Source organism: Dyella sp. (assembly GCF_035277725.1).
Classification (GTDB): domain Bacteria; phylum Pseudomonadota; class Gammaproteobacteria; order Xanthomonadales; family Rhodanobacteraceae; genus Dyella_B.
On record NZ_DATEJY010000180.1, the window covers coordinates 1 to 9,581 of the forward strand.

At 62.3% G+C, this 9,581-nt stretch carries 11 protein-coding genes; all 11 read left to right on the forward strand.

Features of this window, described 5'->3' with window-relative positions; genetic code table 11:
* A partial coding sequence (lptC, locus tag VJR68_RS15725; protein WP_324149217.1) for an LPS export ABC transporter periplasmic protein LptC occupies positions 1 to 642 on the forward strand: 642 nt, incomplete at its 5' end.
* Positions 608 to 1,219, forward strand: coding sequence for a lipopolysaccharide transport periplasmic protein LptA (gene lptA / locus VJR68_RS15730; protein ID WP_324149219.1), 612 nt, complete (start codon positions 608 to 610; stop codon positions 1,217 to 1,219). The genes lptC and lptA, both read left to right, overlap by 35 nt.
* Before the next feature lie 7 nt (positions 1,220 to 1,226).
* Positions 1,227 to 1,946 carry an LPS export ABC transporter ATP-binding protein gene (gene lptB, locus VJR68_RS15735; RefSeq protein ID WP_324149221.1) on the forward strand — a complete coding sequence of 240 codons (720 nt, stop codon included), beginning with the start codon at positions 1,227 to 1,229 and terminating at the stop codon, positions 1,944 to 1,946.
* Between the two features lie 165 nt (positions 1,947 to 2,111).
* Complete coding sequence (locus VJR68_RS15740; RefSeq protein ID WP_324149223.1) at positions 2,112 to 3,593, forward strand: RNA polymerase factor sigma-54; 1,482 nt, start codon at positions 2,112 to 2,114, stop codon at positions 3,591 to 3,593.
* A 166-nt stretch (positions 3,594 to 3,759) separates the two neighbouring features.
* Positions 3,760 to 4,083, forward strand: coding sequence for a ribosome hibernation-promoting factor, HPF/YfiA family (gene hpf, locus VJR68_RS15745; protein WP_324149224.1), 324 nt, complete (start codon positions 3,760 to 3,762; stop codon positions 4,081 to 4,083).
* Positions 4,084 to 4,231: 148 nt separating this feature from the next.
* Positions 4,232 to 5,182 carry an HPr(Ser) kinase/phosphatase gene (gene hprK, locus VJR68_RS15750; RefSeq protein WP_324149226.1) on the forward strand — a complete coding sequence of 317 codons (951 nt, stop codon included), beginning with the start codon at positions 4,232 to 4,234 and terminating at the stop codon, positions 5,180 to 5,182.
* Between the two features lie 4 nt (positions 5,183 to 5,186).
* Positions 5,187 to 6,080: an RNase adapter RapZ gene (gene rapZ / locus VJR68_RS15755; protein ID WP_324149229.1), complete on the forward strand. Its 894-nt coding sequence runs from the start codon at positions 5,187 to 5,189 to the stop codon at positions 6,078 to 6,080.
* Between the two features lie 43 nt (positions 6,081 to 6,123).
* Complete coding sequence (locus VJR68_RS15760) at positions 6,124 to 6,516, forward strand: PTS sugar transporter subunit IIA (RefSeq protein ID WP_192676747.1); 393 nt, start codon at positions 6,124 to 6,126, stop codon at positions 6,514 to 6,516.
* Positions 6,509 to 6,778 carry an HPr family phosphocarrier protein gene (locus tag VJR68_RS15765; protein WP_324149233.1) on the forward strand — a complete coding sequence of 90 codons (270 nt, stop codon included), beginning with the start codon at positions 6,509 to 6,511 and terminating at the stop codon, positions 6,776 to 6,778. Before VJR68_RS15760 ends, VJR68_RS15765 begins: the two co-directional genes overlap by 8 nt.
* Before the next feature lie 125 nt (positions 6,779 to 6,903).
* The gene (gene ptsP / locus VJR68_RS15770) at positions 6,904 to 8,664 is read left to right on the forward strand and encodes a phosphoenolpyruvate--protein phosphotransferase (protein ID WP_324149235.1); all 1,761 of its coding nucleotides are present in this window, start codon (positions 6,904 to 6,906) and stop codon (positions 8,662 to 8,664) included.
* A gap of 347 nt (positions 8,665 to 9,011) precedes the next feature.
* Positions 9,012 to 9,506, forward strand: coding sequence for a GNAT family N-acetyltransferase (locus VJR68_RS15775; protein ID WP_324149236.1), 495 nt, complete (start codon positions 9,012 to 9,014; stop codon positions 9,504 to 9,506).
* Positions 9,507 to 9,581 lie beyond the last annotated feature (75 nt).

A 9,581-nucleotide genomic window follows, 5' to 3' on the forward strand; every position in this document is an offset into this window, starting at 1 on the left:
CGCGACAACCGCACCAATGTCGCGATCGTGCTGCTCGCCATCGCCGCACCGGCCAGCTGGATGCTGCGCAGCTGGGTGGTGGGTGCGCCGCCGGTCAACGAATTCGTCGGCCCGCCGATTTCCGATTACGTGCTCTACAACTCCACCGTATGGAGCTACGGCGTCGACGGCCTGCTGAGCTTCACCATGACCGCACCGCGCATGGACCGCCGCGGTGGCGACGAATCGCTTTACATCAATGCGCCGGTGTTCGAGATCGCCTCGAAAAACCCCGGCGTGCCGAACTGGCATGGCAACGCGCCGTTCGGCTGGGTCAACAAGGGCGGCACGGAAATGCGGCTGGATGGCACGGTTTACATGCAGCGCCCTGCCTACGCCCAAGGTCCCATGGCAACATTATGTACCTCCAATGTCACCGGCTGGCCGAAAGAAAACCGCATGCAAACCGCGGATCCGGCCACCATGACGCAGGGCGCAAGCGTAATGAACGGTGTCGGCATGCGTGCCAACCTCAACGATAACCATCTGGAGTTGCTCCATGACGTGCACGGCCTGCTGTACTCAAGCCAGAACAACGCTACGGCTAAGCCTGTTGATTGCAGGACTCTTGTCGCTGCAGCCGGCACTGGCAAAGCAGGATGATCGCAACCAGCCGATCCACGTCGTGCATGCCGAAAGCTTCGACGGCTACAACCAGCCCAATACCGTCAGCACCTTCACCGGCAACGTGCTGATCACGCAAGGCACGATGAAGCTGACCGGCGAGGTCGCCAAGATCTACACCGCCAAGGAAGACACCTCCGTCGATCACATCATCGTGACCGGCACGCCGCAAAAGCGTCCGCACATCGAACAGATTGACGACAACGGCAACCTGATGACCGGTGATGCCGACCGGCTGGATTACGACAACGTCAAAGGCATTGCGGTGCTCACCGGCAACGCGTACGTGCATCAGCAGAACAAGGGCGATGCACGCGGCGCCAAGCTCACCTACAACACGCAGACCAGCTACATGGTCGGCGAGAGCGGCGGTGGCGGACAGGTCACCATGACCTTCCTGCCCAAGCAAAAACCACTGCCTCCGCCGAAGCACGGCGCTGCGCCGGCAACGCCGCCCACCCCCGCAAAACCGGCAACCAAATCGAACGCAGCCAAGCCGGCCGCGTCATCCAGTACCAGCGCGCCGGCGTCCGCCAGCAGCGCCTCCAAGGAATAACCGTTACATGCTGTCCGCAGAAGGCCTGCAAAAAAGTTTCCGCGCGCGCCAAGTGGTGCGCGACTTCGCATTCTCCATCCGCCAGGGTGAAGTGGTCGGCCTGCTCGGCCCAAACGGCGCCGGCAAAACCACCTGCTTTTACATGATCGTGGGACTGATCGAAGCCGACGCCGGCACGATCAAACTCGACAAGCAGGACATCACCGGCCTGCCCATGCATTCGCGCGCCAAGCTCGGCATTGGCTATCTGCCGCAGGAAGCTTCGGTGTTCCGCCGCCTCAGTGTGGCCGACAACATCATGGCCGTGTTGGAATTGCGTGAAGGCCTGGATCAGCGCAAGCGTGACGCCGAACTGGAAAGCCTGCTGGATGAGCTGAAAATCGCTCATATCGCCGGCCAGAAAGGCATCAGCCTGTCCGGTGGCGAGCGTCGCCGTGTGGAAATTGCACGTGCCCTGGCCGCACAACCGCGCTACATGCTGCTGGACGAACCGTTCGCCGGTGTGGACCCGATCTCGGTCGGCGAAATCCAGCGCATCGTGCGACACCTCAAAGAACGCGGCATCGGTGTGCTGATCACCGACCATAACGTGCGCGAAACATTGGGCATCTGCGACCGCGCGTACATCATGAACGAGGGCGAAGTGCTCTCGCGCGGTACGCCGGCGCATATCCTGGCCGACGAACGGGTGCGCGAGGTGTATCTGGGCCGCGAATTCCGGCTTTGAGCGGCACCCCAAAAAGCAGGTAATACTCCAACTTTTTTACCGGCACAAGCGTACCTTGCGCCGTTTCACATCCGCGTATAAAGCGGCATGGTACGCCCCGTGTCAACTATGGTCGGCGTTCTCGTCAAGGGTTAGGATGAGGCCAGCTAAACCCTCTTGGCAGGCATGAAACCAGGGCTACAGTTCCGTCTCAATCAACAGCTGGCTCTCACGCCACAACTGCAACAGGCCATCCGCCTGCTGCAATTGTCGCAACTGGAGCTGGCGGCCGAACTGCGCCAGCTCGCCGAGAGCAATCCTCTGCTTGAGTTCGCCGAAGACGCGACGGAAGAACAGAGCGAAACCGAGGTCGACGGCGAATACGACAACGAATTCGAATCGCTGATCTCGATGAACGGCGAGGCAGCATCCAGTAGCAGCGGCGATGCCAACGACGAAGCGCCTGAGTGGACCGAGCCGGAAATCAGCTCCGACGAGCCGATCGATTTCTCCTCCAGCAACGGCAGCGGCAACGGTTCGGGCAACCGCGACGAGGAAGGCATGGAGCCGCAGAGCGCGGCGGCCGAGTCGCTGCAGGAACACCTGCTGTGGCAGCTTAATCTCACGCCGCTGGATCCGCGCGCGAAGGCGATCGCCACAGTACTGATCGACGCGCTCAATACCGACGGATACCTCGGCGAAGGCATCGATGCGGTACTCGCCGCGCTACCTCCGCACCTCAAGGCCACCGCCGAGGAAGTGGAAGCGGTACGCCGCCAATTGCAGCATTTCGACCCTGCCGGCGTGGCCAGCATCGATCTTCCCGACTGCCTGCGCGCGCAGCTGGAACAGTTCGATCCCAGCACGCCGTTCCGCGATCTCGCCCTGCGCATCGTCGAACACGAACTGGAGCTACTGGCGCGCAACGACATGGCCAAACTGGCCCGCCGCCTGCACGCCACCGAAGACGAAACCACCGGTGCCGCCATCCTCATCCGCAGCCTTGACCCGCGCCCCGGCGCGGCGATGGACACCACGCCAGTCGAATACGTGGCGCCCGATGTCTACGCGCGCAAGGAAGGCACACGCTGGCGCGTGCTGATGAATCCGGACAGCCAGCCCAAGCTGAGCCTCAACCAGCACTACTGCGGCCTGATCGCGCGGGCACGCGGCGAAGACGCCAGCTGGATGCGCGGGCAATTGCAGGAAGCGCGCTGGCTGATTAAAAGTCTGGAATCACGTGCCGAAACACTCCTGAAGGTCGCCGAAGCGATCGTGCGAAGGCAGAGCGCCTTCCTGGATTACGGTCCGGAAGCGATGCAGCCGCTGGTGCTACGCGAAGTGGCCGAGGAGGTGGGCATGCATGAATCAACCATTTCACGCGTCACCACGCGCAAATACATCCACACGCCGCGCGGCACTTATGAGTTGAAATATTTCTTCTCCAGCGGTGTGTCCACCGAAGACGGCGGCAGCGCATCCGCCACCGCCATCCAGGCCATGCTGCGCAAGCTTGTCGACAACGAAGATCCGCGCAAGCCGCTCTCCGATCAGGCGCTCGCCGAGGAGCTGCACAACAAAGGCATCCAGGTTGCGCGACGAACGGTCGCGAAATACCGGGAAATTCTGCGCATTCCCAGTTCCAGCGAACGACAGCGCAACAGCTGACATTCCTTCGCTGCGATCAGATTCAAGGGAACTTGCAGCACGGCGGAACAATCCCATATCCATATGCAGAGTTAAGGTCTAGCTTCACGGTGCAACGATCAGCTTCACGATCCGCGCGCCGATCAACGCCGCCACTGGCGGCCAGTTCCAAGAAGGAGGCGTAGCCATGCAATTCCAACTCAGCGGTCAAAAGATCGAAGTCACCCAGGCCCTGCGCAATCACGCTGAAGCCAAGCTCGATCGATTGAACCGCCTCGACGAACGCATCGTTGGCCTGAATGTCGTGCTCTCGGTTGACAAGCTGCAGCACTGCGCAGAAGGCACGCTCAAGGTTCCAGGCAAATCGCTGCACGCCGCGGCCACCGAAAACGACATGTACGCCTCCATTGACCTGCTCTTTGACAAACTCGTTGACCAGCTTCGCCGCTACCGGGAAAAGCTGCACGACAAGCATCCGCACGAGGTGCGCGAGGCGCGGCAGTACGGGTAGTCGTATAGGCCCCTTCCCTCTATGACCCCATCCCTCCCCTACCCCACGTAGGGGAGGGAGCAAAAAGCCCGCCGCCTTCCCCAAACTGGCACAATGTTCCCCGCCGCCGCCCCCAACCTAGGCAGCCTGCGGCATAAAGGGAACCTCCTTGGACCGCCTTACCGCACGACAACTTTTCGATGACATCCACGAGCGCATGGCCTTGCGCTGGGTGGCCGGCATGCGTGGCGAAACGCGCGTGCTCGAATACGGCTCCACGCCGGCTCGCCGCCCCTCGCTGGTGGGTTATCTCAATGTGATCTATCCCAACAAGATCCAGATCGTCGGCACCGAAGAGCTGAGCTATCTGGACAGCCTGGATTCGCGTCAGCGCTGGGAAGTGATCCATAAGGCCGCCGCCACGCAACCGGTGGCCTTCATCGTCACCAAGGATCAGGGCATTCCGGCCGATCTGCGCGAAGTGGCGGAAGAGACCGACACACCTTTGTGGCTCAGCGCCAAGCGCGGCCACGAGCTCTTGACCTGGATGCAATACCACCTGGCGCGCAGCATGGCGCCGCGCCTGACCTTGCATGGTGTGCTGCTGGAAGTGTTTTCCATCGGCGTGCTGATCACCGGCGACGCCGGTTCCGGCAAGAGCGAGCTGGCGCTGGAACTGATCAGCCGCGGCCATCGGCTAGTGGCCGACGATGCGCCCGAATTCACGCTGATCGCACCCGATGTGATCGATGGTGCCTGTCCCGAACTCCTGCAGGATCTGCTCGAAGTGCGCGGACTGGGTGTGCTCAACGTGCGCGAGATGTTCGGCCACACGTCGGTGAAGCCATCCAAATACCTGCGCCTGGTGATCCATCTCAAGCCCTTGCGCGACGGCGAGAACGTCGATGCACTCACGCGCCTCACCGGCGACGTGGGCCATCGCGAAATCTTCGACGTGCAGGTGCCGATGATCACCCTGCCCGTCGCTCCCGGCCGCAACCTGGCGGTGCTGGTGGAAGCGGCGGTGCGCAGCCATATGTTGAAGAGCAAAGGCATCGATCCGGCGCAAAGCTTTATGGATCGGCAGGCCCATCAAATGCGCCGGCTTCCTCCTTGGTGACTGCATGAGCCAATACGAAGGACTGATTCCCAACGACGATCCGAACGCCATCCATCTGGTGGTGCTCACCGGCATGTCCGGCGGCGGCAAGACGGTCGCCTTGCGTGCGCTGGAAGACCTGGAGTTCTACTGCGTCGACAACCTGCCCAGCGCACTGCTGCCACAACTGGTGGAAGCGGCCACGCGCGGCGACAGCCATCGCCGCCGCATTGCTGTCGGCGTGGACGTGCGCAATCGCGACGAAGATTTCCAGTACATGCCGCAGGTGCTGTCCCAGCTGGCCGCCACCGTGCAGGTGCACCTGATCTTTATCGATTGCAACGACGAAGTACTGATCAAGCGCTATTCGGAAACGCGCCGTCGGCATCCGCTTGCATCGCGTGGCGTATCGCTCGCCGACGCCATTGCCGAAGAACGCCGGCTGCTGCGTCCATTGATGGCGATCGCCGAGCGTGTGATCGACTCCAGCAATTTGAATGTGCACCAGCTGCGCCGGTTGATTGCCACTGGCTACGCGCAGACCACTGCCGGTCTTACGCTGATGTTCCAATCCTTCGCGTTCCGCCGCGGGTTGCCGCTGGATTCGGATTTCGTATTCGACGCGCGTTGCCTGCCCAATCCGCATTGGGAGCCCACGCTGCGTCCGCTGTCCGGCAAGGACACCGCGGTGCGCGAATTCCTGGAGCACCAGCCGCTCGTCGGCGAATACGTCGACGACACCACCCGCTGGCTCGATGCATGGCTGCCCCGCTTCGAGGCGGACGACCGCAGCTACGTCACCATTTCCATCGGCTGCACCGGCGGCCGCCACCGTTCGGTGTACCTGGTCGAGAAACTCGCCGCGCACTATCGCACCATGCGCGAAGGGGTTCTCACTTTTCATCGCGAACTTGAGTGATGTTTATGTTGCCTTTCACAAACTCTAACGAAGCCACGGCATCATGACTGTCGGCGTGCTTCTGATGACCCACGAGTCGGTCGGCCAGGCGCTGGTCAAGGCGGCACGTCACGTGCTGCCGAAACTGCCGCTCAGAGTTGCCACCGTGGAAGTGCCCGCACGCGCCGACCCGGATGTGATGCGCACGCTTACTGCCAAGCATGCGCGCGAACTGGATCAAGGCGAAGGCGTGCTGGTGCTGGCCGATCTGTATGGCGCGACACCCTGCAACATCGGGTTGTCGTTGAGTGCGGTAGGCGTAAAGCTGCGCTGTGTTTCGGGATTGAACCTGCCCATGCTGCTGCGCGTACTCAACTACGCCGACAAGCCGCTGGACGAACTTGCGGAAATCGCGGCCAGCGGCGGTCGCGGGGGAATCTTCATCGACCATGCTTGAAAAAGAAATCGTCGTCTCCAACAAACTGGGCTTGCATGCCCGCGCATCGGCGAAACTGGTGCAACTCGTGCAAAGTTTCAAATCCACTGTGTGGCTGATCAGCAAAGGACGCGAAGTGAATGCGCAGAGCATCATGGGCGTGATGATGCTGGCCGCGGGCATCGGTACGCCGCTGGTCGTTCGTGCCGATGGGCCGGATGAATCGGCGGCACTCAGCGCGGTGATCGAGCTGTTCGAACGCAAATTCGACGAAGGGGCGTGAATGAGCCAAGGCACGGGAAACAAGGAACGGACCACATCGCTGGCGCAGCGTGCTGCACGCTTGCGCGGTGCTGACGTTCCCCATTCCCTGCTTGCTGTCCTGCGCATCGCCACGGGGAGACGCGCATGAGGCAAATCCTCGCCGGCACCATGGCCTCGCGCGGCATGACCCTGGGACGCGCACGCCTCGTGCAACCCAGCCGGTATCTGGTCGATACGCGCCCGCTCGCCGAAGAAGAAATTCCCTCCGAGCTGGAACGCCTGCACGCCGCACTGGATACCGCGCGGCAAGAGCTGCACGAGCTGCGCGGGAAATTGCACGGCGCCCTGGCGCGCGAAGTCAACGAATTCATCGACGCGCATAGCCTGTTGCTGGATGACGCGGAACTGATCCGTGGCCTGGACGAAATGATCACCATCGGCCGCTACCGCGCGGGCGCCGCGTTGAAGAAACAGCGCGACCGCCTGGCCGGCGTTTTCGGCGCCATGGACGATCCGTATCTGCGCAGCCGCATGGAAGACGTCGATCAAGTCATCGGCCGCGTCATCTCCGCACTACAACGTCAAACCAGCGCGGAAGAACGCAAGCTCGCCGCGCGCGTTGGTGAAATTCTGGTAGCCGACACCATTGCGCCCGCCGACATGGCGCACCTGGCCGGCAACGGCCTGCTCGGCGTCATCACCAGTTCCGGCAGCCCCTATTCGCACAGCGCCATTCTCGCGCGCAGCCTCAACCTGCCAATGCTGGTGGGCACGCGCGATGCACTCTCCACCATTCACGACGACGACCTGATCCTGCTCGACACCGAGCGCGGTGAAGCAGTGGTGCACCCGACCGCGCAAGATCTGGCCCGCTATCGCGCGTGGCAGCGCGAAGCGGCACAGGAAGGCCGCCGGCTCGCCAGCTTGGCCAACGCACCCACGCGCACACGCGACGGCGTCGACGTGCGTCTGCTTGCCAATGCCGAATCCCCCAGTGACGTGGCGCTTGCACGCGCACGTGGTGCGGACGGCGTCGGCCTGTACCGCACCGAATTCCTGTTCCTGCGCCACAAGGGTCTACCCTCCGAAGACGAACAGTTCAACGCTTATCGCGACGTTGTGATGGGGATGGGCGGCGCTCCCGTCACCATCCGCACGCTCGACCTCGGTGCCGACAAGGCCGACGCTGCAGGCCTGGTGATTCGCGGCGAGGAAAACCCCGCGCTCGGTGTACGCGGAGTGCGTCTCTCGCTGCGCCATCCGGCCGTATTCACCACGCAGATCCGCGCCATCCTGCGCGCCGCCTGCTACGGCCCGGTGCGCGTGCTGGTGCCGATGGTCACGCAGCCCGACGAACTGATCGCCGTGCGTACATTGTTCAAGCTGGCGCGACAGGATCTGAAACGCGAGAACATCGATCTGCCGGAAAAACTTCCGCTGGGCGCGATGATCGAAGTGCCCGCCGCCGCCATCAATGTTCGTTCCCTGCTCGAACACGCCGACTTCCTCGCCATCGGCACCAATGATTTGGCGCAATACGTGCTCGCCGCCGACCGCGGCAACGACGCATTGGAAAACATCTACAACCCGCTGCAGCCCGCGCTGCTGCGCCTGATTTCGCACGTCATCTCCGCCGGCCGCCGCGCCGGCAAGCCAGTGAGCCTGTGCGGCGAAATCGGCGGCGACGTCAACTTCACCGCCCTGCTGCTCGCGCTTGGCCTGTGCGAATTCAGCATGCACCCCAGCCGCATCCTGCATGTGCGTGACCGCCTTGCCACGCTCGATCACAACAGACTCCGCAGCTTTGCGCCGCGCCTGATTCGCGCGTGCACGCACGAGGAAGCCGAAGCCTTGCTGGCGAGCATGATGGATGCGGCTTCCTGCGGCGGCGCAGAGACGCCTTGAATCGTCGCCGGGACAATGGCATCCCGGCATTGATCAGAACGCGCCCCTACCTTCATCGCTTCGTCCATGCGTACCTGCTCCCGCGCATCGCCTTGATGTTCGCGAAGATCTGCTCCCTGCCCTGCTCGCTGAGGAGGAGCCGGACACGGCAAACATCAAGCTTCCCAGACCAAGTTAAATCACACCAGCAAAGCAGGTGGTGATTTAACTGACAAGCTTGCGACGAAAGGGAGCTCATCAACGCCGCCTGCCTGTTCATTTAACGATAACCAGCAACAGCTGATACAGCATGCTCTGTACGCCGCTGCTGTAACGTTCGACGTTCGGCTCATTCAAGGACGCTGCCCATGTACAAGATTGCCCTTGCCGCTGCGACGGATATCGATGGCATCACGGCCCTGTTGCAGGCCAACTCCCCAGCCCGAGGCGGCTCATTGACCGGGGATTTTCCGCGCGATCAAGTCGCGAAGATGACGCTTGCCGGTGCGCCAGTAATCGTTGCGTATCGCGATGATCACGTGGTCGGCGTCCTGTTCAGTTCGGCGAAGGACAACCCATCATCGCCACCATCCGTCCGCGCGATGCTGGCGGCGTGGCCAGGTGCAGCTGACGCCTATGTGTATGGCCCGGCGTGCATTGCCGCCAGCGAACGCGGAAGAGGTCTCCTGCCCAAGCTGTATGCGGCGCTTCAGCAGCACCATCCCGGCCGGGAAGCGATCCTTTTTATTCGCCGCGACAACACGGCTTCGCTGCGAGCCCATGAACGTCTTGGCATGCGCGAGGTGGCGGGCTTCGTTCTGGACGGCGCGGCTTACGCTGTACTCAGCGACAGAAAGGACTAGAACGCATGCTGGACCTCAACGACTTGTACTATTTCGCAACCTTGGCGGAGCGTGGCAGCTTTACGGCGGCCGCAG